Source organism: Bradyrhizobium sp. HKCCYLRH3099 (assembly GCF_051167855.1).
Classification (GTDB): Bacteria; Pseudomonadota; Alphaproteobacteria; order Rhizobiales; family Xanthobacteraceae; genus Bradyrhizobium.
Map to the genome: position 1 here is coordinate 162,034 of NZ_JBNPTW010000017.1, position 26,036 is coordinate 188,069.

The following is a 26,036-nucleotide window of genomic DNA, read 5'->3' on the forward strand; positions in this document are numbered from 1 at the left end:
CCCCCGTTCACGCGGGGGCGTCTCCCCGAAGGCCAGGGAGATCATGGTGCAGGAACAGTACGCGCTCGAGGACAAGGACTTTCGCAAGCTGTCGAAGCTTGTGATGGACACGGCCGGCATCGTGCTGAGTGAGCGCAAGCGTGCCTTCATCCATGGTCGGCTCGGGCGGCGGCTGCGCGCGCTCGGCATGTCCAATTTCTCGCAATATTGCCGTCTGCTCGAGAGCACCAAGGGCGACGACGAGCTGCGCAATTTCATCAACGCGGTCACCACCAACCACACCAACTTCTTTCGCGAGGCCCACCATTTCGACTATCTGTCGCAGGTGATCCTTCCCGCCCTGGTCACCCGCAATGCGCAGACCGAGCGCGTGCGTATCTGGTCGGCCGGCTGCTCGACGGGTGAGGAGCCCTACAGCATCGCGATGACGGTCGCGGCCGGCCCGCGGGTCCTGATGGACTGGGACCTGAAGATCCTCGCCACCGATCTCGACACCAACGTGACGGCCCATGCCGCAGAGGGTGTCTATGAGCTGGACCGGACAACGAGCATTCCCGAGACCCACCGCAAGCGCTTCACGCGGATGCGGGACGGCAACGTCGTGATGAACGACGAGCTCTGCGATCTCATCACCTTCGCGCACCTCAATCTGCTCGGCCCCTGGCCGATGTCGGGGCCGTTCGACGTCATCTTCTGCCGCAACGTGGTCATCTACTTCGACAAGCCGACCCAGATGCGGCTGTTCGACCGCTACGCGGATATCCTCAAGCCGGACGGCTGGCTGATCATTGGCCATTCGGAGAACCTGCTCGGCGTCACCGACCGTTTCGAACTGGTCGGCCGAACGATCTACCGGAGGATCCGATGACCGAGACCAGGACAAGACGGCGGACAATGGCGGCGGGGGCGGCGACAGATGAGGTCTCCACCGGCAGCCGGCGCTATCGCGACAGCCGTTTCGACGCGGTCGCCATCAAGGTGTTTCCTGGCGAGCACTATGTCACCGATGCCGATGACGAGATGCTGGTCACCGTGCTCGGCTCCTGCGTGGCGGCCTGCATCCGCGATCCCAAGACCAAGGTCGGCGGCATGAATCACTTCATGCTGCCGGAGAATTTCGGCGCCTGGGGCAGTGCGTCCGACAGCATGCGCTACGGCAATGTCGCGATGGAGCGGCTGATCAACGACGTGCTCGCGCGCGGTGGCGCGCGCCGCCGGCTCGAGATCAAGGTGTTTGGCGGCGCCAACGTCCTCAACGGCGTCGCCAAGGTCGGCCACCGCAACGCGGATTTCGTCGAGGAGTATCTCGCGGCGGAAAATCTGCCGATCGCGGCAAGCCATCTGCGTGGCTCATCGCCGCGCCGCGTCCACTACTTCCCCGCGACCGGCCGCGTGATGCTGCTCGAGCTGCCGCGCATCGAGCAGGAGGCGCTGGTCCGCAACGAGACATCCTACAAATCCAAGATCCAGGTCGAGCCTGTCGCCGGATCCGTCGAGCTCTTTTGAGGCAGTAGACATGAGTGCCATTCGCGTTCTGATCGTCGACGACTCAGCCTTCGTGCGCCAGGTTCTGACCGAGATCCTGTCGAGCGATCCCGGAATCGAGGTCGTGGGCGCCGCTCCGAACCCGATCGTCGCGCGCGACATGATCAAGAGCCTCAATCCCGACGTCCTCACGCTCGACATCGAGATGCCGCGCATGGACGGCCTGGCGTTTCTCGACAAGATCATGGCGCTGCGGCCGATGCCCGTGCTGATGATCTCGTCGCTGACCCAGAAGGGGGCCGATACGGCGGTGCGCGCGCTGGAGATGGGCGCGTTCGATTGCGTGGCAAAGCCGGTGATCGGGCTGGTCGAAGGCCTGCCGGCGATGCGCGACGAGATCGTCAGCAAGGTGAAGGCGGCTTCGACGGCAAAGATTCGCGCGCGGTCCGGCGAGCAGGTGCGGCCGATCCAGCGGCCGGGTGTCTCGTATAATTCGTCCGAGAAGATCATCGCGATCGGCGCGTCGACCGGCGGGGTGGAGGCGCTGCAGGAACTCGTGATGGCGTTTCCGTCGGACGCGCCGGCCGCGGTCGTCACGCAGCATATGCCGGCGATGTTCACGGCGTCGTTCGCGAGCCGTCTCAATCAGCTCTGCGCGGTCACGGTGAAGCAGGCGGTCAGCGGTGAGCGCGTGCTGCCGGGCCATGTCTACATCGCACCCGGCGGTTTCCACATGGAGCTGGCGCGCAACGGCGCGAACTACGTCTGCCGCGTTCACGACGAGCCGGCCGTCTCGGGCCATCGCCCTTCGGTGGACGTTCTGTTCCGCTCCGTCGCGCATGCGGCCGGCCCCAATGCGATCGGCGTGATCCTGACCGGCATGGGCCGCGACGGCGCGATGGGCCTGCTGGAGATGCGCTCGGCGGGAGCGCCGACCATTGGCCAGGACGAGGCGAGCTGCGTGGTCTACGGCATGCCCAAGGCCGCCAAGGAATGCGGCGCGGTCGAAGCCGAAATGCCGCTCAACAAGATTGCAGAACACGTTCTCAAGCGGTGCGAAACCCTCGCGGCGCGTGGCGTCAGGGTGTAGCGCATGTTTGGTTGGAAGCAGAGCAGCGCAGCCGCGACGAGGCCGCCGGATCCGGAGCCGTCGCAGCCGCTCGCGCCGGATGAGCAATCCAAGCAGGACGATCTGCTGCGCCGCTGGATCGCGTTTGCCGGCATGCAGCAGCGCGTGATCAGAACATTGGTCGGCGAAATCCAGCAGACGTCGGCGATCGTCGAGACCGAGGCGGACAGCCTCAGCGGCCGTTTCCAGCGGCTCGCCGTGTGCGCCGGACAGCAGACCGAGCGCGTCGAAAGCCTGAGCCGGCTTGCGATTGGCATCGAGGTCGATGGCGAGGCGGTCGCGATCGACCGGATCGCCGGCCTGCTCGAGGAGACGTTGAGCGACGTCGTCGAGAAGATCCTGCTGTTGTCCAAGGACGCGATGTCGATGGTCTATGCGCTGAGCGAGCTCAACGCGAACGTCAACCGCGTCGACAGCTGCATGGAGGAGCTCAACAAGATCAACCGCGTAACCAACATGCTCGCGCTCAACGCCCGCATCGAGGCGGAACGGGCCGGTGCGGCCGGTGCGGCCTTCCGTGTGGTCGCCGGCGAGGTGCGCGAATTGTCGGGCGCGACGCAGCGGCTGTCGGTCGACATGGATACCGAGCTCAAGGCCGTCACCGAAGGCATTGCCAACGGCCATGCGACGCTGCAGCGCGTCGCGACCATCGACATGTCGCAGAACCTGATGGCCAAGGACCGTCTCGAATTGCTGATGAACGCGCTGATCCAGCGCAGCAGCAACCTGAACGAGGTCGTCGCCGAAGCGATGAAGGAGGCCGAGACCATTTCCGCCGATGTCGCGGGCATGGTGACCGGGATTCAGTTCCAGGACCGGACGCGGCAGCGGCTCGAGCATGTGGTGGACACGCTGCGTGTGGTCGATGAGGCCCTCGACGAGTTGAAGACGACGACGGAGCAGACGCTCGACGTGCCGGTGGCCGAGCTGTCGACCGACAATGAATGGGTCAAGGCCATGCTGGACCGCTTCACGCTCGGGGAAATGCGCTCGCGCTTCGTTGCGCAGATCCTGGAGGGCAGGCAGCCCGCTGATCCCGGTGAAACCGCGGTCGCGCCGTTGGACACCGGCACCGTCGAATTGTTCTAGGAGGACATCATGCAGATACAGATCGACCGCGCGGGCGGCCAGATTGCGATGAGCGGCGAGTTCACCTTCACCGACCACGTTCCCTTCAAGGAGATGGTCACGGAACTCTTCGCCGTGCCCGGCAAATCGGTGGTCATCGACCTCTCGAAGCTGGATTTCATCGATTCCGCGGGGCTTGGAATGCTGCTCCTGGCGCGCGACGAAGCGAAGAAGAATCATCGCGAGCTGATCCTGCGCAAGCCGATCGGGCAGGTGAAGCGCATGTTCTCCGTCACCAAGTTCAACGCGCTGTTCACCGTCGAGGAGTGATCCGCGATGTCCGTCTCGGCCGATGTGGAGATCGCCGGAAGCGCGAGTTGGGACGGCATCTCGGAGGAGACGCTGGCGGCCGCCTTGGCGCGGCCTGCGACACTTTGCGTTCAGGCCGGCCTGCCTGTGCCCGGAGACGCGGACGTGGTGCTCGACGGCGCCGCCGCAGACCGGCTCGATCTGCTCATCACGACGCGGGCGGCCTACCGTCATTCGGTCGTGAGGATCTTCGTCCAGGCCATTCGATCCCGGATCGAGCTGTCTGAGGATCTGCGGATCAGGGTGTGCAGCGCCGTGCAGGAAGCGCTGATGAATGCGGTGCTTCACGGCAACCTTCAGATCGATGGCCGGATGCGCGGCAGTCTCGACGGCCTCGTCGCCGCTCAGACCGTGATCGAGGACAGGCTGAACTCCCGCGATGTCGGATGCGCCCCGATTCGGCTGACCGCGTCGTGGACCGATGCCGCCCTGCAGGTCACGGTCCGTGACAGCGGTCGTGGCTACGACTACAGCAACGTCCGGCCGGCCGCGGAGGATGGCGCGTCGGGTCGCGGTCTCGAGATTCTCCAGGTGTTCTCCGATGCCGTGACGGTGCTCGATCGCGGAACGGCGGTGCGGCTGGAGTTCCTCCGATGAGTCCGGTCATGACGATGGTCGAACCCGCGGCCGACGAGAGAGCCGTGCCGGAGGGACTTGCCAATGCGCGGATCCTGATTGCCGACGACGATCCGCTGTGTCGGCGCCTGGTCGCCGGCGTGCTGCGCGCGCAGAAATTCACCAACATCGAGTTTGCCGAAGGCGGCTTGTCGGCGATGGAGCAGGTGCACAGCTTTCGGCCCGACCTGATGCTGCTGGACATGCAGATGCCGGACATCAGCGGCCTCGACGTCTGCCGCCGGCTCCGCGCCAAGCCTGAATTCGCCGACGTGCCGATCCTGGTCCAGACCGCGACGGTCGACCGCAAGAAGATGGGGGAGCTGTTCTCCGCGGGCGCCTCGGATTTCCTGTCCAAGCCGCTCAATCCGTCGGAGCTGATCGCCCGCGTCGTCGTGCATCTCGAACGCTGGAATTCGCTGCGCGAGTTGCGCGACTATCGCGAGCGCATCTCGCGGGAGCTCGAAGCCGCCCATCGCATGCAGGTCGAGCTACTGCCGGATCCGGTGACGCTGCAGTGGGCGGCGCGCACCGCGGATCTGCGCATGGCCACCTACAACAGGTCGTCCTCGGAACTCGGCGGTGATCTCTGGGGCATTCTGCCGATCAGCAATGGCGCGTTCGGAATCTTTCTCGCCGATTTCACGGGGCATGGCGTCAACGCGGCCCTGAATACGTTCCGGCTGCACGCGCTGATCCACGAATACAAGGCCTTGCACGACGATCCCGGTGCCCTGCTGTCGATGCTGAACGAGCGCCTCGTCCGGCTGTTGCGCACCGGCCAGTTCGCGACCTTCATGTACGTCGTCGTCAACCATCGGGCCAACGTGCTCAAATGTGCCTCCGCCGGGGCACCGCCCGCCATTCTCGTCCAGGGCATCGATGGCCGGGCGCGGCTATGCGACACCAGCGGCTTTCCGCTCGGAGTCGAACGCGGCGTGCAGTATCGCACCTCGCGCCGCAAGTTCTCGCCCGGCTCGCTGCTGCTGCTGTTCAGCGACGGACTGTCCGAGTTTCCCAATGCGAAGGGCGAGCGGATCGGCGATGATGGGCTTGTGAAGGCCCTCAATGCATGCGGGCCCGCGCTCGCGCCGCAGGAGGTGATCGATCGGCTGTGCAGCGCGGCCGGGATTGGCGAAGCCAGCCCGCTGCCCGACGACACCACGATCGTCTGCCTCGACCGGCGCGCAGGGCTGCGTCACAACGCCGAGAGAGCGCCCGACCGCGCGGCAAAGCCGCGGGCAACGACTTCATCTCGCGGAGGCCGCTGACGTGACGGGGGCTGCCGACGTTCCGCTGATCGATCAGGACCAACTGGACCTGCTGCAGGCCGCGCTCGATCCCGATGAGTTGCGGGCCATGCTGTCCCAGCTTCCTGTGGTCGCGGCCGAGACATTCGCCGGCATCCGGACGGCGCTCGCGAAGGGCGATCTGGACCAGGTGCGCAAGACGGCCCATGTTCTGAAAGGGTCCTCCTCGAGCCTGGGCGCCGCACGGTTGGCCGAGATCGCGCGCGTGATCGAACTCGATCTGGCGACGGCCGAGGAGATCGCGGCGCAGCTGCCGCTGATGAGCGACACGATCGGCGCCACGACCGACGCGTTGAAACGTGCGGCGGAATGCGCATGAGCCAGGTCGTCTCCGACGAGACCCTCACGAGGTCCGGCACCGTCATGGACGGCCGCGTTTCCGCTGTCGCCGAGCCGCGCACGCGATTCTGGACGATGGCGATCTCCGTCGCGACCGCCTCCTTCGTGATCTTGGCCGTGGAGTTGATCGCGGACCTGCAGCCGGACCTGATCGTTTCGCTATTGATGCTCGCTGTCGCTGCGATCATCGTCATGGCCGTGCTGACATCGATGCTGATCCGCAACAGCCGGCATGCGGTTGCGATGGCGGAGGCCCTGGCGCGGCAGAACGAACAATTGGCGCACACGACCCGCCTGTTGAACGAGGCGCAGCGGATCGGCCGTATCGCCCATTGGACGGCAGAACAGGGGGGCGAATCGTCCGTCTGGTCGGAGCAGCTGTTCGACATCACCGGTCTGGAGCCGCAGCCCAGCGTTGCCGTCTCCAAGATGATCGAGATCATCCATCCCGACGACGTCAGCACCTTCATCCGCGCGCGCGAGCGCACGATCGCCACGGGCTGCGCCTTGCAGCAGGATGTTCGTATCGTCCGCCCCGACGGCGAGATCCGCTGGATCCGGATGGTGGCCGAGCCGATCGATGATGTCGACGGCAAGTTCCGCGAGCGCTTCGGCATCGTCCAGGACATCACGGAACGGAAGGCCGCCGAGATCGCGGCCGAGCAGGCGCAGCAATTGTTGCTCGACGCCATCGAGGCGCTCACCAAGGGCTTTGTCCTGTTCGACAATGACGACCGCTTCGTGCTGTCGAACACGCGTTTCCGCGAGATGTTTCCAGGCTGGGCCAGGCTGATGCGGCCCGGCATTTCGTTCACCGACCTGATGCGGCGGGCCCACGACGATGGGCTGATCCGCCCGAAGGGTGCCGGCTTCGAGCAATGGCTGGAGCGCAAGCGCGCCTGGCACCTCGGCGGCAGCCGCCTGATCGAGCATCGCGAGATCAATGGTCGCTGGATCCAGAGCGTCGATCATCGCATCTCCGATGGCGGCACCGTCTGCCTCGTCACCGACATCACCGCCTTCAAGACGGTCCAGGCTGAACTCGAGCAGAAGCTCGCTTACGTCCAGGCGATCCGCGCCGATCTCGAGGAGCAGAAACGGGAGCTGGAAGCGACCGGTGCAGAGCTGCGCGCCGCGCGCGATGCCGCCGAGGCCGCCAACCGCGCCAAGTCGGATTTCCTCGCGATCATGAGCCACGAGATCCGCACGCCGCTCAGCGGCATGGTGGGCATGGTCGACCTGCTGCGCGGAACGAGGCTCACCGACGAGCAGAAGCGCTACACCGCGCTGGCCAAGGAATCCGCCGATCTGCTGCTCGACGTGATCAACGACATCCTCGACTTCTCCAAGCTCGAAGCGGGCCGCCTGCAATCCGAGAGCATCGATTTCGACGTGCGCAATCTGGTCGAGAGCGCGGTCTCCTTCATGGGCGAGAGGGCCAGGAAGCGCAGTCTCGATCTCAAGGTGAGCCTCGCACCCGAGCTGCCGCAATTCCTCAAGGGCGATCCGACGCGGATCCGCCAGGTGGTGCTGAACCTCGTCGCCAACGCCATCAAGTTCACCGAGAGGGGTGGAATCGACGTGCGCGCGAGCCATCGCGCGCATGAGGATGGCGCGATCGATCTCAGGATCGAGGTGATCGATACGGGGATCGGCATGTCGCCGGAGATCCAGGCTCAGATCTTCGACCCCTTCGTTCAGGCCGACACCTCCATCACGCGGAAGTATGGCGGCAGCGGGCTGGGTCTGGCGATCTGCAAGCAGCTCTGCACCATCATGGGCGGCAACATCGGCGTCGACAGCCAGCTCGGCCGCGGCAGCCGCTTCTGGTTCGAGGTGAGATGCCGGCAGGGCGAAGCGCCGGTCCTGACGATCGAGCCGATCGAGGCGTCGCCCGATCGGCCGCTCGACATTCTCGTCGCCGAGGACAGCCCGATCATCGCGACGCTGATCTCCAGCCTGCTGGTCAAGCAGGGCTTCAGGCCGACCATTGTCGTCAACGGTGTCCAGGCCATCGCCGCCGTGTTCAAGCGGCGCTTCGACCTGGTGCTCATGGATGTCCAGATGCCGGAGATGGACGGCATGTCGGCGACGCGCGCGATCCGCGAACTGCCGCCGCCCGCGTGCCACACGCCGATCATCGCGCTGACCGCCAACGCGCTGGTCGGCCAGCGCGAGACCTATCTCGCCGCCGGCATGAACGACTACGTCACCAAGCCGATTCAGCCGCCCTTGCTGTTCGAGGCCATCCGTCGCTGGGCGTTGCCGCAACTTCCCGGCGCACCGCCGCTGCAGCCTGGCGCGTGCGAATCCTTGGAGACGACCTTGCCGACGCCGGCGACATCCCGGGCCTGCGACGCGTCCTGATCCGCCGTCGTTCGCGGCATTCCCGAGCAGCCGAAGGGCACGGAGGCATCCGCGCCGCGATTGCCTCGTCGCCCCCCAGGCAATCGGATGCGGCCCGGACTACACCACGTGGAAGTTCGACACGGAATCATTGGCGAGCTGCGCGACGAGCTGCAGCTCCCAATCGATATAGGCCCGCATCGCCTCGGTGGCGTTGTCGGTGCCTTCATAGGGGCGCTTGTAGACGTCGTCCGGCGTCGAGATCCAGGACTGTCGATCCGTCTCCAGCGCATGTCCCGCTGTCGTCCAAGCCCGCGTGCCGCCGTCGAGGACGCGAACCTGCCGGCTAGTCGCCGATCGCGCCTCGGCCAACGCAAACGCCGCTTCCGCGCCGTCGGCGCTTGCGAGCACGATCGGGCCGTCGCCCGGCAGCTTGCGGAGATCCGTTGCAAAGCGCGACGCCAGCACGAAATGCGCGCCGGGAATGTGTCCGGCCTTGTAGTTCGGGCTGCGCGTGAGCTCGACGATGGTCCAGGCCGCGCGGTCAGCGGCGAGCCGTGCCACATCGATCGCCGCATCCCCGATCTCCGGCAAGGCCGGCCGGCAGGGGGCAGGGATCTCCGTTGCCGTCGGCGCCACGACGTCAGGTCCGATGATCGAGGCGTCCCAGCCCATCTGTGTCAGCCACGACGCGGTCATGCGCGCGCGCACGCCGTCGTCATCGAACAGCACCAGCCGCGCGCCGCGCACGCCGACCCATTCGTCGGTCGCCTGCACCAACTGGCCGCCAGGCGCGGAGGCGAATCCGGCCGGATGACCGGCGGCATATTCCTCGGGCGTGCGGACATCGAGGCAGTACAGCGTCCGTGTTGCGGCCTCCGCCTGATAGCGCGCGAACGTCGCTGCATCGAGCATGCCGACGCCGACTCGCTCGGCCCAAGATTTGGCGTCGGCGAGAGCTTTGGCGTAGCTCGCCTGCGGCCGTTCCAGCATGCGCGCGGTCTTACCGCGCTCGACGTGATGGCCGGCCAGCGTCCAGCCGATCGTGCCGTTGCGCAGGGCATAGATCCTGTTCGGCAGACCGGCATTGATCAGCGACTGCGTGCCGATGATCGAGCGGGTGCGCCCGGCGCAATTGACGATGATCGTGGTGTCGGGCGACGGCGCAATTTCGCGCGCGCGAAAAGCGAGCTCGCCGCCGGGGACGCTGACCCCGCGCGGAATGCTCATGGTGCGATATTCCTCGAAGCGGCGGGCGTCGAGCACCACCAGGTTCGACTCGCGCTCGATCAGCGCCTTGGCTTCGTCCGCCGACAGCGACGGGGTGTGGCGGATCGCCTCGACCAGTTCGCCGAACGCCTTGCTCGGCACGTTGACGTCGCGGAACACTTCGCCGACCCGGGCATAGCCGGCGAGCCCGCCGGCCAGGATCGACACGTCGCTGTAGCCCAGCGCGCGGATGCGCGGCACCGCGCGCTCCGCAGCGCCTTCGCCGTCATCATAGACCACGACCGGCACGGAGAGCCGCGGGATCAGGTCGAGGATGCGCAGCTCGATCTGCGACAGCGGCAGCGAGACCGCGAAGAACGGATGCGACAGCGAATAGGGGCCTTCCTCGCGGACGTCGAGCAGCGCCACCTCTTCATTGGCGCGCCAGCGCCGCCGCAGCTCCCTTGCTGTAGTGAAGCCTTCGATGTCAGGCGGCGGTGCGGTCGGGCCAGAGGTTGGGGACGCTGTCATTCGAATATCCGGAGATGAACTCGCTGGCGGCGCCGGTCTCCGCGTCATAGACCGCGCGCCGGATGCGGCCGATATTGCCGCCATAGACGTGGATGCTGATCGAGGAGCGGTCCGCCAGACCGTTGGAGATGGCGTGGATGTCGCCAATCTCTGGCGAGACTGCGGCAGTTTGTCCAGCCTGTAGCCGTTCCGGCATGCCTCCGCGCAGGCTGCCATCCGCCTGCCGCGCATAGCTCACGGACCGCTCCTCGCCGCGCAGCACGCCGACCAGGCCCCAGACGCGGTGGTCGTGAACGGGCGTGCCCTGGCCCGGACCCCAGACGAAGCTGACGATCGAGAACCGGTCGAGCGGATCGGCATAGAGCAGATACTGCCGGTAGCGGGCACCGTCGGCGACGGCATAGGCGTCCGGCAGCCAATCGTCATGCGCGATCAGGTCTTTCAGCTTCGGTGCGAGGACCGCGAGCAATATCGCTTCGTCAGTCGTATCGGCAACGAGGCGCGCGGTTTCGGCGACGAAGTCGCGCAAACGGGCAATGTCAGTCATCTGAAGTCGGTCTCTGCGAAGTCGACTTGTCGAAGTCGATCTTGTTGATGTCGGTTTTGCCGAACGCGTCGCGCGCCTAGCGGGATCTCTGGTGCGTTCTACACGTGAGGTCCGAGCATGGCGAGGTAGAAGAGATCCTCGTTCGACAGCTCACCGGTGCGACGTCGCACGGCCAGTTCGCCGCGCTCCGTGCGGGCGTCAGCTCGCCGCTGCGGCATCAGGTGACCGAGCCAGCCTCCCACCCACGAGACGTAGCGCATGATAGCCTCCGCGTCGTTGCACAACCGCTTTGATATCATGTCTCGATCGGCGCCGAACAGAGCAGGGCTCGGCTCCGCGTCAATTTGGCAGATCATGCCTGCTGAAGCGCATCTTCGGTAAATTCCTTTTCCGATGAGTGCATGCTGCGTTGATCCGCTTCTCCAGCCGGCGCGTCCTCGTCGGCGCTGCGGCCCATCAGGCCGTCCTGCCAATGGGTGCGGAAGGCCATCCACGAAGCGTGATCCTGGAAGGCGACCTCGGCGAACCACTCGACCGTGACGGCGCCGCTCGGCCAATAGCGCTCCTGGTCGTGCCAGCACACCACCGGCCAGCGCGGATTGCGATAGGAGCGGCCGCTTTCGTCATGCAACGACGGGCGGCCGAGATGATCGATCAGCCACGCCATCACGTCGGGCAGAAACGTCGCGGCGAACGAGACGCCGTGACGTCCGAGCCGCTGCGGCATCCGCATGATGCGCTGATCGATGATCGCGAAAGCCGGCGGCACCGCGCCGACATTGAACTGACGGATCATCAGGAGGCGGAAGCCGCAGTCGCAGAGCTCGGCGGGCACGGCGTGGATCGCGCTTGGTTGAAGTGGAGCCGTCATGTTCATACCAGTGCTCCCTTCGCCTGTTCGAGCATGTGGTCGGATGAAAGCTGTGCGCCGTCGCGTTCGACGGTCGCGCGAAAATCCCTGGCGAGCGCGGCGCCCACCGCGAGTGCTGCGGCCTCCTCTCGCGGGTCGCCGCTCCATTTCATCGTCATGGCGACTTCGCCCGCGTCCGCCCGCCGCTCCGTCACGCCGGCGAAGCGCAGGTCGAAGCCGGCATCCTCGCCATCGAGCGTGCAGGGCAGATAGCCCGATGTCTCGAACGGCACATAGCCGTCGTCGAGCGTCAGCGCGAACGGAAGGCGCGCGATCGCCTGCTGCAACGCTGGGCGCGTCGGCACATCGATGCGCTTCAGATAGGCGGTCAGAACGCGTGCCATCCCGTGTCTCCCGTCGGCATCAGTACGATGCTGGTCGCAGCGTACCGATCGCCCCGCGTGGATACGGAAATCGGGTCCGAATCCAACGCGACGAAAATCAACAATCACCGACATTTCCGCCGGTGCGAGATGACAGATCAAATTTCGTGCCAGACGCGCCGCGATCAGTGGAGACTGTGGCCGTCACTGTCGTCCTGTGACGACACCAGCTGCGCGATCGCGCTGGATTGATGGTGGACCATCCGCCAGCCGCCGCCGATCCGCTTGAAGTGATTTGAGGCGGCCAGCGCGGCACCATCGACGAGCTCGATGCAGACCACGTGGCCATGATCACCATCGACGATGGCGTGCGGTTCCGCACACACGATTTGGGGACGCGCCGGATTGCTCAGGATGTCGCGCCAGCTGCCGATCACGGCGGCGCGGCCGACGATCGCCGGCCAGCCCGGATGGATGCAGGAGATGCCGTCGCCATCGGCCCACAGCGCCGCCAGCGCGGCGAAGTCGCCGGCCGCAAAGGCCGCGTAGAAGGCCGCATTGGCGGCAATGATCGCGCTTTCGTCACTCATGCCGCAGTCCTGCGTCAGTCCTTTGCCGAACATCACCCGATGTCCGAAACCGCACATCACCTGCCTCGGCGCAAACTTGCAAGCTTCTTGCAAGCCCCCATCGGCACGCCATTGCAACGCAGCAGCCGAGGTCCTGTCATGCTCGAAACGGCCATTGTCGGGGGTGGATTGTGCGGAATAACACTCGCGCGCAGCCTTCAGCAGCGCGGCGGGACGTTTGCGTTGTTCGAAGCCCGACATCGCCTGGGCGGGCGGATCATGACAGCGAAAAGCAGAAGCGGGCTCGCGCTCGATCTCGGGCCGACCTGGTTCTGGCCCGAGACCCAGCCGCTGCTCACCGGCCTGATCGCCGAGCTCGGACTCACCGATTTCGCCCAGCATGACGACGGCACGGTGCTGCACCTGAAGGAGGCGGACAAGGCGGCCGAGCCGATCAGCGGTCCGCCGATTCATCAGGGGGCGCGCCGGCTGTCCGGGGGCATGACGAAGCTGGTCGAGGCGCTGTCGCGCGATCTGCCGGCTTCCGTGATCCATCTCGGCCATGAGCTGATGCGCATCGTCGATTGCGGCACGCATGTGCGGCTGATCTTCGCCACCGAAACGGAGTCGGTCGCGGTTGAAGCCAAACGCGCGGTGCTGGCGCTGCCGCCGCGGCTGCTGATCGATCATGTCGGCTTCTATCCTGCGCTCGATGACGCGACCTTCGAGGCGCTGCGCAACGCCGAGACCTGGATGGCCGCGCAGGCCAAAATCGTGATCGCCTATGACCAGGCGCATTGGCGCGACAAGGGCCAATCGGGCAACGCCTTCGTGAGTCACGAGCAGGCCGTCGTCGGCGAGATCTTCGATGCCTGCGACGAAGGCGGCGACCGCGCCGCGCTCGGCGGCTTCCTCGCTTTTCCTCCCGATCTGCGCGAAGCCTTCAATGTCGGCCTGCCGATGCTGATGGACAGCCAGATGGTGCAGCTGTTCGGCTCGGCGCTGGAGAGCGGCGAGCAGCATTATCAGGACTGGGCGACGGAGCGCTTCACCTGCAGCGCGCTGGACCGGACGACGCCGCGCGGCGAGCACAGCGAGATCGCCAATCCGATGCTGCGGCGGGCGCTGTGGGAGGGCCGCCTGCATCTCGGCGGCGCCGAGACCGCAAGCCATGCGGCCGGCTATCTCGAAGGCGCCGTCAATGCGGCGCGGCGCATCGAGCGCGCGCTGGCGCGGGCCGCCGACGCGCCGGTGGGCGTGCGGCCGGGTGGCGTGGGCGAGGGGCTGTCGGGCAATGACGCCAGCCTCGCCTGGTTCGCCTCCTGGGTCGCGGCGCAGCGTGATGCGGCGTTCGACGACTATCGGCAGCGCCTGAACCGCAGCCTCGCCACGCAGCAGCGCGAGCAGCTCACCCAGCTCGCCGTCCTCGGCGCCATCGAGCAGGTGTTCGCCGCTGCGCTGCAGGTGCTGGAGGCGCTGAGCTTCGACATGCGCCATGTCGCGATCGAGCGCGGGCGCTCAGGCCTGATGCCCGAGGTCCAGAAGCCGTTCCGCGACGTCATGCAGTCGCTGCTCGACGACGCCGTTGCCTTCAACCGCACTTCCTGCGCGCTCTCGAACTTCCCGTTCGAGCACAAGCCGCCGAAGGACTATGTGCAGACCATTCTGCGCGACATCGCCGCCGCCTGGCAGGAGTTCTCGCTGGCCGCGAACCGCATTCTGCTGGCGAAGGCCGAAGCCGCGCGGCAGCCGACGGGGGTGTCGTCGTGACTGCGACGGCTCTGGGGCACGCGCGATGAAGCTGCAGATCGAACGTCCCATCATCGAGGCGATGGCCGCGGCCTTTCCGCATCTCGCCTCGCTGACGGAGCAGCTTCGCTTCGGTGACAAGGTCGAGGTCAACCTCGCCCAGCTCGCGAGCGCCGAGCTCGATGTCCTGCGTGACAGTTATCAGAAGGCGGGGCCCGCGTGGCACGCGCGTGCCGCGCAGATCGCGACCTTGCAGCGCGCCTTCAGCGGGTCCGGCACGCGCTTCTCGGAGCATGAGCTGGAGCAGGTGCTTCCGGCGATCGTGCGCTATCTGATCTCCGGCGCCATCCGCGGCTGGATGTTCACCGCCAATGTCGCCAGCCGGCCGCTGCCTTATGTGGTGACCCGGCTCGACTACACCGCGCCGTCCAACGACGAGGCCGGCCGCGTCTTCATCGAGCTCAAGGCCAATGCCAAGGGCGCGATCACCACGTCGACCTTGCGCATTTCCGCCGGCGACATCGTCGGCCGAACCGTCGCCGAGATCTTTGCCGCCAAGGGCTTTCTCAAGGAAACGCCCGAACTGATCGCCGCCTATGACGAGACCGCGGAACGTTATTTCGCGTGGCGCGGCCGCTACGGTGCGCAGTTCTCCGGCCGCGGCATCGGCTTCTTCGCCGACGATCCGAACTCCTCGCACCGCGATACGGACTGGTCGCGCAAGGACGTCATTGTGCTGTCCTCCGGCGGCGGCACCGCGCGGCTCGTCAACGACGAGGGCATCCTGACCGAGCGTGCGCTGACGCTGGAAGTCACCGGCGACATTCTCGGTCCGTATCTGCGCAAGGCCGCCAAGAGCAATCTCTACGATGCCGAGCAGGAGGTCGAGGAGTCAAAGGCGGCGATCCCGCAGGGTGTGTTCTGCAAGATCCCCGTGCATCCCTACATGCTGATGTTCCATCTCGACCTGCACCATTATCTCTGGGTGCATGCCGACGACATGGCGCCCTACGTCTATCAGCCCGAGCTGAAGGACAAGCTGGTGCTGCCGGAGGAGCAGACCGACCTGATCGACATCCTCACCGCCGAGATGGATCTGCTGATGGACGACATCGTCGCCGGCAAGTCGGGTGGCACCACGGTGCTGTGCGCGGGCCCGCCCGGCGTCGGCAAGACGCTGACGGCGGAGGTCTATGCGGAGATCATCGGCCGCCCCTTGTACCGCGTGCATTCCGGCCAGCTCGGCCTCAACGTCGCGGCGATGGAGGGCGCGCTGAAGGACGCGCTGACCCGGGCGCAGCGCTGGGGCGCCGTCATGCTGATCGACGAGGCCGACGTCTACATCAAGCGCCGCGAGGACGACATGACCATGAACGCCGTCGTCGGCGTGTTCCTGCGCGTGCTCGAATATTTCAACGGCCTCTTGTTCCTCACCACCAACCGCATCGACGACATCGACGAAGCGATCGTCTCGCGCTGCATCGCGCTGATCAAGTTCCAGGCGCCGGACGCCGACGCGCGCGGCCGGATCTGGCGGGTGATGTGCGAGCAGTTCGGGTTGAAGGTGGACGCCAGCCTGATCGAGCTCCTGGTCGAGACGTTTCCGGCGGCGTCCGGCCGCGACATCAAGGGCCTGGCGAAGCTCGTCGCCAAATACTGCCACCACAAGAGCGTGCATCCGACCATCGACGTCTTCCGCCGCTGCGCCATCTTCCGCGGCATCGATCTCGGTGACCACGAGCCTATGGCGGAGGCGGCGGAGTAGGTGGCTGGAACGGTGCTAAAGCGGCTCGATCCACGCATGATTGCGAAGCAATCGCGCCAAGGCATCTTCACACGTCATTCCGGGGCGCGCGGAGCGCGAGCCCGGAATCCATAACCGCAGGCTGTTGTGATACGGGAGAGATGGATTCCGGGTTCGCGCTGTGCGCGCCCCGGAATGACGAGAGGTGAGAATCCACATCAACGCAAACAGAACGTTGGGGATATGCCTACTCGCTCATCTTTCCCAGCGCCGCCGGATTATAGCCTTCCTCGCGCAGCACCCGCTGCACCACCGGTCGCGCCAGCATCCGCCGGTAGTGTGCGAGCAGGTTGGCGGGCATCGTGATGCCGGTCTTGTCGGCCCAGAACTCCACATAGAACAGAAGCGGATCGGCAACTGAGAACTCGCCGCCCAGATAGGGCTGCTCGCCGAGCATCTTGCTCAGGATCGCGAAGCCCTTCACCACGACGTTACGGCCGAGCGCGCGCACGGACTCCTGGTCGGCCTCGTTGCGGCTGAAGGTCGGGGTGGCGAAGATGCGGGCGAAGCCGTGGCCGTGCACGGTGCCGGCGATGTAGGTCATCGCCTCGAGCAGCCGTGTCTCGGCCTCGAGATCGCTTGGCCACAGCCTGGCGCGCGGACGCGAGCGTCCGAGCCAATAGGCGATCACGGGGACCTCGGTGAGCACGCTGCCGTCGCCGCGGACCAGCGCCGGAATCGTCGACTTCGGATTGATCGCGACATAGTCCGGCTTGAAATTGTCGCCGGCGGGCAGGTTGACGATGTAGGCCTCGAACACCTCCTCCAGCTCTTCGAGGATGATGTGGATGCCGGTCGAGCACGATCCCGGCGTCATGTAGAACTTCATCGCGGCCATCATTGTCTCCAAGCCGACATCGTCCGGGCGCTATCGCGCCTCACGGCATGCTTCATGCAAGGTTCGGGGCAGTTCTGCGAATGACGCAGCTTGGCCCGCCAATCCGGGCCGGAGCCGTCAGGTTTGCGACAGGAGATGTCACCACGGCCCGCTGCTCCCGTCGCGCGTTCAGGGAGATCAGCGCATGACCGAACGTGAGCCGGAAGTCTTCGTCATCTGTCCGACCGCGAGCATCGCCAAGGGCGAGGCCAAGTCGTTCAGCCTGTCCCGGATCGGCGACAACGGCGAGGCGCGGCCGTTTCCGATTGTGATCGTGCACACCTCGGCCGGCGGCTTCGTCGGCTACGTCAACACCTGCCCGCACGAGGGCAAATGGCTGAACATCGGCAGCGGCCAGTTCTTCACCGCCGACCGCAGCCTGCTCCGCTGCGGCCGGCACGGCGCGACCTTCGAGATCGACACCGGCCTCTGCAACGCCGGCGCCTGCGAGGGCAGCAGCCTGGAGCCGATCGCGCTCGCCGTGATCGACGGCGACATCTGCCTGTGCGGCGTCGCCCTGGTCGAGGATGTCAGCTTCCCCGATCCGTTCGACGATCTCGACGAGACGATGGAGATCATGATTCATCCGGATTGAGGGCGATGAGTCTGATTTTGAAGGATCACTCCTCCTCTTGGCCGATTGGGACGTAAGCTCTTGAGGCGAGGGCGGTCCGCTCCCTCTCCCCGTTCTTCACGGGGAGAGGGTTGGGGTGAGGGGCAGCCACACGGGCAGATATTCTTGTCATCTGACACCTTGTAGGTCGCATCGAAGATGCGATGGCGCTCACTCGATCCTCTGTCATGAGGCCGTATGTCGTTGAATGGTGTTGACACTGCCCGTGCCGCTGCCCCTCACCCCAACCCTCTCCCCGTGAAGGACGGGGAGAGGGAGCGCAGCGTCGCCTGTGGTGGTAGCACGGCTTGAATCATGGTCCGGCAGGAGGACGTCGCTACCCGCGACTTACGCACTCCTTGCCGTCAGAACCCATCCGCCTTCTTGCCCCAGGGATGACTGCCCGGCACCAGCTGGGCCTTGATGCCGGCCTTTTCGACGTCCGCTTGCGTCTTGAAGAACGTGGCCTCGTGCACCAGCGTGCCGTTCTTGGTCGTCACCGCGACATAGCGCGCGACGGTGTCGATGTCGCAGAGATAGCCGCCGCCGGGGTCGGCGGCGCTGCGCAGATTGCCGTCCCAGTCGACGAAGAAGCCGTCACTCATATCTTGTTCTCCAAGGTTCATTCCGTGTCAGGCTGGTCCGCGACCAGTTGCGCATAGGCGCTTTCGACGATCGCCCGGCATTGCAGCAGGCGCTGGTGCTCGGCCTTGCTGATGCTCACCGTCTCCACGCCATCATCGGTGGCCGTCGTCGCTGCCTGCAGCGCCTCGAACAGCGCCTTCTCGAGCTGATAGATTCGCTCGCTGGCGCGCTCCAGATAGGGGATCGGATTGGCGCGGACATTGGCCTCGTGCAGCGCATCCAGGCTGAGCAGCGAGCGGAAGCGGCGTTCGACCTGGCGCTGCTGCATGCCGAAATCATGCTCGATGACCGTCATGGCCGCACCTCTCGCGCGGACCTCGCTGCAGCCTTGGCGGCGTCGCGGAGCAGGGTGAGGCATTCGAGCGAGGCGGCCATGTCGAGCGCGGAGAAGCCGTCGAGCGTCTCGCTCTCGATGTCGGCACCCTTGGCGAGCAGATGCGCGACCACCTCGGCCTTGCCTGAGGACGACGCATACATCAGCGCGGTCGCGCCATTGTCGTTGCGGTTGTCGAGGTCGATGCCGGCCTCGACCAGCGCATCGATGGCGTCGAGATGCCGGCCGACGCAGGCGAGCCACAGCGCGTTGTTGCCGTCGGCATTCCTGGCCGAGATGTCCGCGCCCGCGGCGAGCAGCTCGCGGATGATGGTGACGTTGCCGAGATGGGCGGCGCGCATCAGCGGCGTCGTCCGGTTGGCGATCGCAGCGTCGACGTCATCAGCCGGAAAGCCCTGGGCGGCGAGCCACGCCGCCAGCACCGGACCGATGTCGGCCGCGCCGCTGCGCGCCGGAAAGCGCTGGCGCCACGCCTCATAGCCGCCGTCGAGACTGTAGACCTCCGTGAACCCGAAATCGGAGAAGGTCTGCGCATATTCCTGGCTGGCGTTGCCATGATAGCAGTAGATCAGGATCGGCGTCCGCCTGGTCGTGCCGGCGATCAGCTCCGACAGATTGCGCTGGGTGAGATGCTGTGCGCCGGCGATGTGCGCGGTGCTGAACGAGGCCTGGTCGCGGACGTCGAAGCGCAGCACGTCGTCACGCTGCAGCAGCTCGGCCGCCTGGCCGACGTCGATGCGCTGGAACGGAATGCGCGGTCTCATGCTGTTCGTCTCATGGCAGTGCTCTCACGGCAGGACTCCGGCTTCGTTGCGTGTGCGGCCCGGATAGGCGGCCAGCGTCGTGATGCGATCATCGGTCAGGGGACGGCCGACGGTGAAGTGATAGAGCGTCTGCCACCGGTCGCCGGCGACGCCGAGCATCTCGTGCACGGAGTCGTCGAAATAGCAGCCGATGCCGGTGCCGCGCAGGCCGGCCGCCTCGGCTTCGAGATACAGCACCTGGCCGATCAGGCCGGCCTCCCAATGCAGCTGGCGATAGCGCCAGGGATTGTCACTGACGAGCGGTGCGAACTCGGCCAGCATCGCCACCGTGAAGCAACTGTCGCCGGCGATCGCCTGGTGGCAGCTCGCGGTGCGGACTACGCCGCGGCTGTCGGTCGGCAGCAGATGAAACAGCGGCAGATGATCGGGCGCATTCTCGACGCGGCGCCAGTCGAAATCGGGACGCAGCGCCCGCCGCAGATCGCTTTCCGTGTTCGCGTTGCGCGGCAGCGCATAGAGCCCGGGCGCGAGACCTTCGACGCGGTGGACGAACAGCAGGGGATACAGGCGGGGCGCAAAGGGCCAGGCGTCCCAGGGCGGCGTCGCGCGCGGCAGCAGCGCGTCGAGCAACTGGTAGAAGATATCCGCGCTCATCGTGAACCTGGAATCGAAGCGTTGCGCGCTGCGGCGACCGAGGATGAGCTCGGCCGCGCGGGCCGTCGATCGCTGCACGCGTGGGGGCAGGGACGGGCGCGCCGTGATCGCATCCTGCGCCATGCCGGCCGTGGCCGCGCTGACCTCGGGGATGACCGGCCAGCGGTAGAGCGGATGGCGATCGAGCCGGTTCGCTGTCCCCGTCCAGATGTCCTCGTTCGTCCACGGCCGGGGCAGATCCGCATGCGCGGCCCCGTCTGCATTACGAGGCGTGATCGCGACCAGAACGTCGGCATCCTCCGGCTCGACCCCGGCGAAATCACCGGCGCGATCGAGGCCCATGAGGGCGGCCAGCCTGGTGCTGTCGAGCCTGTCGATGACCAGTGCTGTCCAGCCGAGCGTCGCGGCCGCAATGCTGATGGCGCCGAGCGCGTGACCAAGGTCGAGCTGACAGTACCGGAAGGCGCGCTCGCCATATTTCCACGCCTCGCGCCAGTGGACCGAGGACAGACCGAGCCAGAGCCGCGGCGACCCCTCCGATGCGACGCGACGGCGACAGCGCTGCTCCAGCACGTGGTCGCGACTGAGATAGTGATGGAGCCCGTCGCCGAGGCCGGCGACATGCTCCGCGATCACATGGGCCTCGGTCGGATGCAGATTTCCGCTCGACGGATTGCAGCGCAGAGCCCAGCGATCGGGGCCGTACTCCTTCCACGCCGACAGCCCGAACGACAACTCCAGCAGCAGCGCGACGCCTTCGATGGTGAGCGCGTGCACCGGCGCCGTCCCTTCGCAGGCCGCGGCAAAGCTCGCGGTGAGGCGATCCGACGTCAGCGGCAGATCCGTCCGCGGGCTGCCTGCGAATTCGCGAAACGGATTCGGCTGCGCGTCCCAGTCCAGCGTCTCCGGCCCGGCCGCATAGCGCTTCAGGCTATGCTTGGTGCGGGCGTGATAGGCGAGCGCGATCTCGGCGGCCGCCGGCATCTTCGCTGCGGGTGACGGTGACACGGACATGGTTCCTCACAACGCGCGAGCTCGACGTTCGCGCATCCTGAACGGTCGCTTGGTGACCGGATCGAGCGGAGCAAAATCCGTTCCGGGAGCACGCCGCCGGCTCGTCTCGTCATTCTCGGATGCGCCACTCGGGCACGGGCCGGAAATGTATCGCCAGGGCTGTTGGATATGAACGCGGGGCCCGACGCTGCGCGTCTCCCGGGACTGACAGCGTGGAGAGCCTTGTCCGATTCCGAACAGCGCGACCGGCGCTGTCCGTTTCTCGACATCAGTGCCGCTGCGTGCGGCGCGAGCTGTTCGCCTCGATCAGCACCGCGACCTTGGCGGCGATCGACAGCCATGCCTGTTGCGCGTCGATCTTGTGGCCGAGCTTGAAACTATCAGCCATGCGGCTCGCGAAAGCCGGCCCGTCCGGGCCGTGCTGTTCGGCGATGATCCACGCGGTCTGCCACAGATCGGTTTCGCTCGTCACGGCAGCTACAGATCCAGCACCAGCCGGTCGCCCTTGGCGCGCGACACGCAGGGGAGGAAATAGCCTTCCGCGCGCTGCGCCGCCGACAGCCGCTTGTCGCGATGATCGATCTCGCCCTCGACGACCCGGGTCTTGCAGGTGCCGCACATGCCCTGCTCGCAGGAGGTCGCGATCTTGACGCCGTTCTCCTCGAGGAAGGCGGTGACGGTCTTGTCGCCCGGGATCTTGAACGTCGCGCCGGTGCTCTTGATGGTGACGTCGAACACCTTGTCGAGCAGCGCGGCCGCGGCCTTGGCGGTGAAGCGCTCGACATGGATGCGCTCTTCGGCAAAACCCTTCTGCTTGGCCTGCGCGATGATCGGATCCATCCACCAGTCCACGCCGCAGATGAACAGCTGGGTGTCGTCGGGACGGTCGGCCAGCAGCTCGGCGGCTTTCAGCAGCTGATTGTCCTCGGTCGCTTCCTTGTAGTATTTGGTATCGGCGGCGAACGCCGAGGCCTCGATCCGGCCGCGGAATGCGTCCGGCGACATCAGCGCGAACACGTAGTGCAGCTCGAACGGGATGTTCTTGGCCTTCAGCGTGTCGGCGATCGACAGGATCGGCGTCACGCCGATGCCGCGCGCCACCAGCAGCGCGCGCTTGGTGTCCTTCGGGATCTTGAAGCGGTTGCGCGGGCGGCTGACCTGCAGCTTGTCGCCCTCGTTGATGTCGAGATGCAGCGCCTTGGAGCCGCCGCGGCTGTTGGCATCCTTCCACACGCCGATGCAGTAGCGGTTGCGTTCGGCCGCGCTGTTCAGCAGCGAATATTGCCGCGTCAGTCCGTTCGGCAGGGTGACGTCGATATGGCTGCCCGGGGTGAACCCCGGCAGCGGCTGATCGTCAGCCGGAACGAGCTCGAATGAGGCCATGTTGTGCGCCTCGATGGCTTTTTTCGCCACGACGACGATGTGCAGGCTGTCGGACATCTGACAACTCCATGGAGCGACCCGGCTGAGAAGGAGGCGATGCAAGGAGAAGGCCAATTGGCAGCATTCGCTCAGTGAAGCAGCTTTTCCGCTTGCTCTCTCAGCTGATGAGATGTATGTACGCCGCCCGTTTCAACTCCAGATGCGTTCAACGCGAGAGGCCATCAGCCATGTCAAACCCACTGTGCGCGACACGATCCGTGCCGACGCTCGCAGTGCGTCCGGCTGACAGTCCCTCCATCATGTTGAACGATCATGGCCAAGTCATCGATCGCGCGCCGGCAGGAGGCCGAGCGCGCACGGGTTGAAGCCTATGAGCTGACGCTGCGCCGTGTGGCGCGGCCGTCGCGCCCGCCGCCGGATCTGCACAATGCGATCCGCGAGGCGGAAGCCGGTTTCTCCGCCGACATCATTCGCGCTCCTGAAGCTTGGAAGCCGCAGCTGAAGACGCGCGATCCCGCGCGCCTGCGCCTCGCGGCCGCGAGGCACCTGTTCGCGCGCTATCCGGTCGCCGCGCATCTGGAGCAGATCTGGATCGACGCGGACGGGCTGGAGCGTGACGAGCGCGACCTGCGCAAGTGCTGGTACATCGTGGCCGCCGGTGGCGGCTCGCTGTACAAGGCGGGCGCGTCGGCCGTCCTGTCGCGCAAGGAGGTTCACGCCTTCCTCAATCCGCTCGGTCAGGTCGGCTTCGACGAGGCGATCTGGCAGGCGATCGCGCGCTCCTACACCGACGATCCCGCTTTGGCGTCGCGGATCGCCCGGTCGAAGATCGCGCGGACGCCGCGCGGCGAGATCGCGTTCTGGCGCGAGGCCGCGCAGTTCTTCTGCGCGCAGCCGACGACCCTCGAGGAGATCGACGATCTCTGCGACTATTTCGCGCACCGGCGCCGGCGCGATCGCAAGTTCAGCCTCAAGGGGCGGACGCTCGCGGCGCTGCGCCGCCTGATGCATGCGTGGCATCGCGAGCTCGCGGTGATCGCGCGCATCGAGGCCGAGCGGCGGCGGATCGAGATGAGGCGCCAGCATCCGACAGCGCGGGCCGCTCAGCTCCCGTCGCATTGGGCGGGTGCGCAGCTCGCGGAGTGGTCGTGGAGCCCGTCGTCCGCGAAGCGTGATGAGTACGTCATCACGCAGCTGCGGAGCGCGGAGGATCTCGTCGCGGAGTCCAGGGCGATGCACCACTGCGTGTCGAGCTACGCGGCCAAGTGCATCACCGGGCACGCCTCGATCTGGTCGCTGCGCCACCGCCATGCCGGCAGGACGCAGCGGCTGCTGACGATCGAGCTCGATCGGCAGCACCGCGCGGTGCAGGTGCGCGGTTTCGCCAACCGCGTCGCTCACGCCGACGAGCGCAAGGTCCTGGAGCGCTGGGCCAAGGCGCGCGGCATCCACTTGCCGGAGATATGAGCTGCGCCGCCCTCACGGGCGGCGCAGGCCGGTCGAGCGATGCCGAGCCGCTGCAAAGAAAACGTCACATGACATCGCTCGCGCGCGGGTCTATGACGCGCGGTTCTCGAACACAGGTGCCGGACGGGGAGGGACTGCCATGACCATGCGCGAGCAGTGGGAGGATCAGGCCGAGCCATGGCTGGCGTGGGCAAGGGCGCCGGGCCATGACAGCTTCTGGCGGCATCATCGCGAACAGTTCGACACGCTGCTGCCGCCGCCCGGCGCACTGACGCTCGACATCGGCTGCGGAGAGGGCCGGCTGTCGCGACATCTCACGTCCAAAGGGCACCGGGTGATCGGCGTCGATGCCTCGCCCACGCTGATCGCGGCCGCTTTTGCGGCTGATCCAGCGATCGCCGTGGTGCGAGCCGATGCGGCGGCGCTGCCGCTCGGTGATGGCTGCGCCGATCTCGCCGTCACCTTCATGTCGCTGCAGGACGTCGACGCGATGCCGGCTGCGATCGCCGAGGCGGCGCGGGTGCTCAGGCCCGGAGGTCGGCTATGCATGGCCATCGTGCATCCGCTCAACTCGGCCGGCAAATTCGCAAGCCTTGCCCCGGATGCGCCGTTCGTCATCCAGGGTAGCTATCTCGACGCCTTCACCTACAGCGACCCCATCGAGCGCGACGGATTCAGCATGATCTTCCATAGCGCGCATCGTCCGCTGCAGAGCTACTTTGCGGCATTGGAACAGGCCGGCTTCCTGATCGAAGCACTGCGCGAGCCGTCGACGCCTGAGGCGATCATCACCCGCGACAGCAGCCGGCGCTGGCTGCGCGTGCCGCTGTTCCTGCATCTGCGCTGCCTGCGGTCATGACGGCGGAACGCCACCGGCGCTCCGCCTTGCGCACGTCAACCGCGCCGTGCCGCCTCGATCGCGGCGACGTCGATCTTGTGCATCGGCATCATCGCGGCGAACACCCGCTTGGCGACCTCGCCGCCTTCGGCCATGGCATCGGTGAGCACCCGCGGGGTGATCTGCCAGGACAGGCCCCATTTGTCCTTGCACCAGCCGCAATGGCTTTCCTGGCCGCCATTGCCGACGATCGCATTCCAATAGCGGTCGGTCTCGGCTTGGTCGTCGGTGGCGATCTGGAACGAGAACGCCTCGCTTTGCGGAAAGGCCGGGCCGCCGTTGAGGCCGAGGCAGGGGATGCCGCACACGGTGAATTCCACCGTCAGCACGTCGCCGGCCTTGCCGGAGGGATAGTCGCCCGGCGCCCGGTGCACGCCGGTCAAGCGGCTGTCGGGAAACACCTCGGCGTAGAAGCGCGCTGCGGCTTCGGCATCCTTGTCGAACCACAGGCAGATCAGATTCTTGTGCTTGGCCATCGGAGCTTCCTTCCATTGCGCATACGAGCCGTCATTGCATCGGCATTCGACGGCCGTTTGGACATGATCACGCCAGTTCGTCTCGATCCGGCTGGTCCGAGGACGACGCTGGCCATGACAATCCGACATCATGATCGCTCGTCGACGAATTTTTTTTCGTGGGTCGCAGCGGGCGGTTTCGTCGTCGCGCTCCACATGCGTGCAGCGGCACGACCCTTGCTGCCGCAAGATTGGCGGCTCGCGCAACGGAACGACAGGGGCGGCGATGTCATTGCAAACTCCCCGTCGCCTGGCGCTGCCTGGCGACGCCGGACGACACCGTCAACAATGCTGGCCGGTTGCCGGTCTGATGTTGGAACGCCGACAGGCCGCCTGTGAGAACTTGAAGGACAGGGCGTGTCACGCCGGATCGACTGACGGGGTGGCTGGCTTATTCTCTGAAATAAAAATGTATTGCTATTTTTCAGAATTCATGTTCTTATCCCTTCAACCCGCCTCGAGCAGAGGGACGTACGCGTCGTCACGAACGTTGAGGTGGGCTGCGATGGACGTGACGGTCGTGCCAGACGAGCATGGCCGGCGCGGACGGCGAAGTCGTGTGGTCCTGG

The 26,036-nt window shown here is 66.1% G+C and carries 28 protein-coding genes; 14 read left to right on the forward strand and 14 right to left on the reverse strand.

All coding sequences use genetic code 11. The features are described from left to right. Positions 1-43 precede the first annotated feature (43 nt). Genes ACQR1Y_RS27050 through ACQR1Y_RS27090 form a run of 9 tightly spaced genes read left to right on the forward strand, consistent with a single transcriptional unit; the run spans position 44 to position 8,682 of the window. Positions 44-868 (forward strand): CheR family methyltransferase, encoded by an 825-nt coding sequence (locus ACQR1Y_RS27050; RefSeq protein ID WP_434877037.1) that lies wholly within the window; start codon positions 44-46, stop codon positions 866-868. 26 nt (positions 869-894) lie between these two features. Continuing rightward, a complete protein-coding gene (gene cheD, locus ACQR1Y_RS27055) occupies positions 895-1,506 on the forward strand; it encodes a chemoreceptor glutamine deamidase CheD (protein WP_434877164.1) in 612 nt (203 codons plus the stop codon). Between the two features lie 10 nt (positions 1,507-1,516). Then, complete coding sequence (locus ACQR1Y_RS27060) at positions 1,517-2,575, forward strand: protein-glutamate methylesterase/protein-glutamine glutaminase (RefSeq protein ID WP_434857197.1); 1,059 nt, start codon at positions 1,517-1,519, stop codon at positions 2,573-2,575. Positions 2,576-2,578: 3 nt separating this feature from the next. Next, complete coding sequence (locus tag ACQR1Y_RS27065; RefSeq protein WP_434857196.1) at positions 2,579-3,703, forward strand: methyl-accepting chemotaxis protein; 1,125 nt, start codon at positions 2,579-2,581, stop codon at positions 3,701-3,703. Positions 3,704-3,712: 9 nt separating this feature from the next. Next, a complete protein-coding gene (locus ACQR1Y_RS27070; RefSeq protein ID WP_434857195.1) occupies positions 3,713-4,012 on the forward strand; it encodes an STAS domain-containing protein in 300 nt (99 codons plus the stop codon). Positions 4,013-4,018: 6 nt separating this feature from the next. Continuing rightward, the gene (locus ACQR1Y_RS27075) at positions 4,019-4,648 is read left to right on the forward strand and encodes an ATP-binding protein (RefSeq protein ID WP_434877036.1); all 630 of its coding nucleotides are present in this window, start codon (positions 4,019-4,021) and stop codon (positions 4,646-4,648) included. An 8-nt stretch (positions 4,649-4,656) separates the two neighbouring features. After that, entirely contained in the window at positions 4,657-5,937 is a 1,281-nt protein-coding gene (locus ACQR1Y_RS27080; protein WP_434857193.1) for a PP2C family protein-serine/threonine phosphatase, read from the forward strand. A gap of 1 nt (position 5,938) precedes the next feature. Continuing rightward, on the forward strand, positions 5,939-6,295 hold the full coding sequence (locus tag ACQR1Y_RS27085; RefSeq protein WP_434877035.1) for an Hpt domain-containing protein: 357 nt from the start codon (positions 5,939-5,941) through the stop codon (positions 6,293-6,295). Further along, positions 6,292-8,682: an ATP-binding protein gene (locus ACQR1Y_RS27090; RefSeq protein WP_434877034.1), complete on the forward strand. Its 2,391-nt coding sequence runs from the start codon at positions 6,292-6,294 to the stop codon at positions 8,680-8,682. The genes ACQR1Y_RS27085 and ACQR1Y_RS27090 overlap by 4 nt, the downstream gene beginning before the upstream one ends. Positions 8,683-8,781: 99 nt before the next feature. Here the strand turns inward: ACQR1Y_RS27090 and ACQR1Y_RS27095 are convergent, their stop codons facing one another. The 6 genes from ACQR1Y_RS27095 to ACQR1Y_RS27120 all read right to left on the reverse strand — a co-directional run bounded on the left by ACQR1Y_RS27095 (position 8,782) and on the right by ACQR1Y_RS27120 (position 12,771). Then, positions 8,782-10,401, reverse strand: a complete 1,620-nt coding sequence (locus tag ACQR1Y_RS27095; RefSeq protein WP_434877033.1) for a rhodanese-like domain-containing protein — start codon at positions 10,399-10,401, stop codon at positions 8,782-8,784. After that, positions 10,358-10,948, reverse strand: a complete 591-nt coding sequence (locus ACQR1Y_RS27100; RefSeq protein WP_434877032.1) for a cysteine dioxygenase — start codon at positions 10,946-10,948, stop codon at positions 10,358-10,360. Before ACQR1Y_RS27100 ends, ACQR1Y_RS27095 begins: the two co-directional genes overlap by 44 nt. Positions 10,949-11,046: 98 nt before the next feature. Beyond that, entirely contained in the window at positions 11,047-11,208 is a 162-nt protein-coding gene (locus ACQR1Y_RS27105; protein WP_434857188.1) for a hypothetical protein, read from the reverse strand. 92 nt (positions 11,209-11,300) lie between these two features. Beyond that, on the reverse strand, positions 11,301-11,819 hold the full coding sequence (locus ACQR1Y_RS27110) for a hypothetical protein (RefSeq protein WP_434877163.1): 519 nt from the start codon (positions 11,817-11,819) through the stop codon (positions 11,301-11,303). A gap of 2 nt (positions 11,820-11,821) precedes the next feature. Further along, positions 11,822-12,202 carry a hypothetical protein gene (locus tag ACQR1Y_RS27115; RefSeq protein WP_434877031.1) on the reverse strand — a complete coding sequence of 127 codons (381 nt, stop codon included), beginning with the start codon at positions 12,200-12,202 and terminating at the stop codon, positions 11,822-11,824. 164 nt (positions 12,203-12,366) lie between these two features. Beyond that, the gene (locus ACQR1Y_RS27120) at positions 12,367-12,771 is read right to left on the reverse strand and encodes a nuclear transport factor 2 family protein (RefSeq protein ID WP_434857186.1); all 405 of its coding nucleotides are present in this window, start codon (positions 12,769-12,771) and stop codon (positions 12,367-12,369) included. A gap of 138 nt (positions 12,772-12,909) precedes the next feature. Here ACQR1Y_RS27120 and ACQR1Y_RS27125 point away from each other — a divergent pair, with 138 nt between their 5' ends. Further along, complete coding sequence (locus ACQR1Y_RS27125; protein WP_434877030.1) at positions 12,910-14,520, forward strand: flavin monoamine oxidase family protein; 1,611 nt, start codon at positions 12,910-12,912, stop codon at positions 14,518-14,520. A 25-nt stretch (positions 14,521-14,545) separates the two neighbouring features. Further along, a complete protein-coding gene (locus ACQR1Y_RS27130; protein ID WP_434877029.1) occupies positions 14,546-16,264 on the forward strand; it encodes an ATP-binding protein in 1,719 nt (572 codons plus the stop codon). Positions 16,265-16,490: 226 nt separating this feature from the next. Here ACQR1Y_RS27130 and ACQR1Y_RS27135 read toward each other — a convergent pair whose 3' ends face one another. Further along, entirely contained in the window at positions 16,491-17,132 is a 642-nt protein-coding gene (locus ACQR1Y_RS27135; protein WP_434877162.1) for a glutathione S-transferase family protein, read from the reverse strand. Between the two features lie 193 nt (positions 17,133-17,325). Between ACQR1Y_RS27135 and ACQR1Y_RS27140 the strand changes: the two genes are divergently transcribed. Further along, positions 17,326-17,775, forward strand: coding sequence for a Rieske (2Fe-2S) protein (locus ACQR1Y_RS27140; protein ID WP_434877028.1), 450 nt, complete (start codon positions 17,326-17,328; stop codon positions 17,773-17,775). A 383-nt stretch (positions 17,776-18,158) separates the two neighbouring features. Here the strand turns inward: ACQR1Y_RS27140 and ACQR1Y_RS27145 are convergent, their stop codons facing one another. The 6 genes from ACQR1Y_RS27145 to ACQR1Y_RS27170 form a co-directional block, all read right to left on the reverse strand. Further along, positions 18,159-18,398: a hypothetical protein gene (locus ACQR1Y_RS27145; RefSeq protein WP_172114072.1), complete on the reverse strand. Its 240-nt coding sequence runs from the start codon at positions 18,396-18,398 to the stop codon at positions 18,159-18,161. A 17-nt stretch (positions 18,399-18,415) separates the two neighbouring features. Next, positions 18,416-18,733, reverse strand: a complete 318-nt coding sequence (locus tag ACQR1Y_RS27150; protein WP_434877027.1) for a hypothetical protein — start codon at positions 18,731-18,733, stop codon at positions 18,416-18,418. Continuing rightward, the gene (locus tag ACQR1Y_RS27155) at positions 18,730-19,536 is read right to left on the reverse strand and encodes an ankyrin repeat domain-containing protein (protein ID WP_434877026.1); all 807 of its coding nucleotides are present in this window, start codon (positions 19,534-19,536) and stop codon (positions 18,730-18,732) included. Before ACQR1Y_RS27155 ends, ACQR1Y_RS27150 begins: the two co-directional genes overlap by 4 nt. Positions 19,537-19,560: 24 nt before the next feature. After that, positions 19,561-21,204: a SagB/ThcOx family dehydrogenase gene (locus ACQR1Y_RS27160; RefSeq protein WP_434877025.1), complete on the reverse strand. Its 1,644-nt coding sequence runs from the start codon at positions 21,202-21,204 to the stop codon at positions 19,561-19,563. A gap of 268 nt (positions 21,205-21,472) precedes the next feature. After that, a complete protein-coding gene (locus tag ACQR1Y_RS27165; protein WP_434877024.1) occupies positions 21,473-21,676 on the reverse strand; it encodes a hypothetical protein in 204 nt (67 codons plus the stop codon). 5 nt (positions 21,677-21,681) lie between these two features. Further along, positions 21,682-22,644 carry a PDR/VanB family oxidoreductase gene (locus tag ACQR1Y_RS27170; RefSeq protein WP_434877023.1) on the reverse strand — a complete coding sequence of 321 codons (963 nt, stop codon included), beginning with the start codon at positions 22,642-22,644 and terminating at the stop codon, positions 21,682-21,684. 255 nt (positions 22,645-22,899) lie between these two features. Between ACQR1Y_RS27170 and ACQR1Y_RS27175 the strand changes: the two genes are divergently transcribed. Beyond that, positions 22,900-24,054, forward strand: a complete 1,155-nt coding sequence (locus ACQR1Y_RS27175) for a PcfJ domain-containing protein (protein WP_434877022.1) — start codon at positions 22,900-22,902, stop codon at positions 24,052-24,054. Positions 24,055-24,193: 139 nt separating this feature from the next. After that, positions 24,194-24,913 carry a class I SAM-dependent methyltransferase gene (locus ACQR1Y_RS27180; protein ID WP_434877021.1) on the forward strand — a complete coding sequence of 240 codons (720 nt, stop codon included), beginning with the start codon at positions 24,194-24,196 and terminating at the stop codon, positions 24,911-24,913. Between the two features lie 35 nt (positions 24,914-24,948). Here ACQR1Y_RS27180 and ACQR1Y_RS27185 read toward each other — a convergent pair whose 3' ends face one another. After that, positions 24,949-25,428: a VOC family protein gene (locus tag ACQR1Y_RS27185; RefSeq protein ID WP_434877020.1), complete on the reverse strand. Its 480-nt coding sequence runs from the start codon at positions 25,426-25,428 to the stop codon at positions 24,949-24,951. Positions 25,429-26,036: the final 608 nt, after the last annotated feature.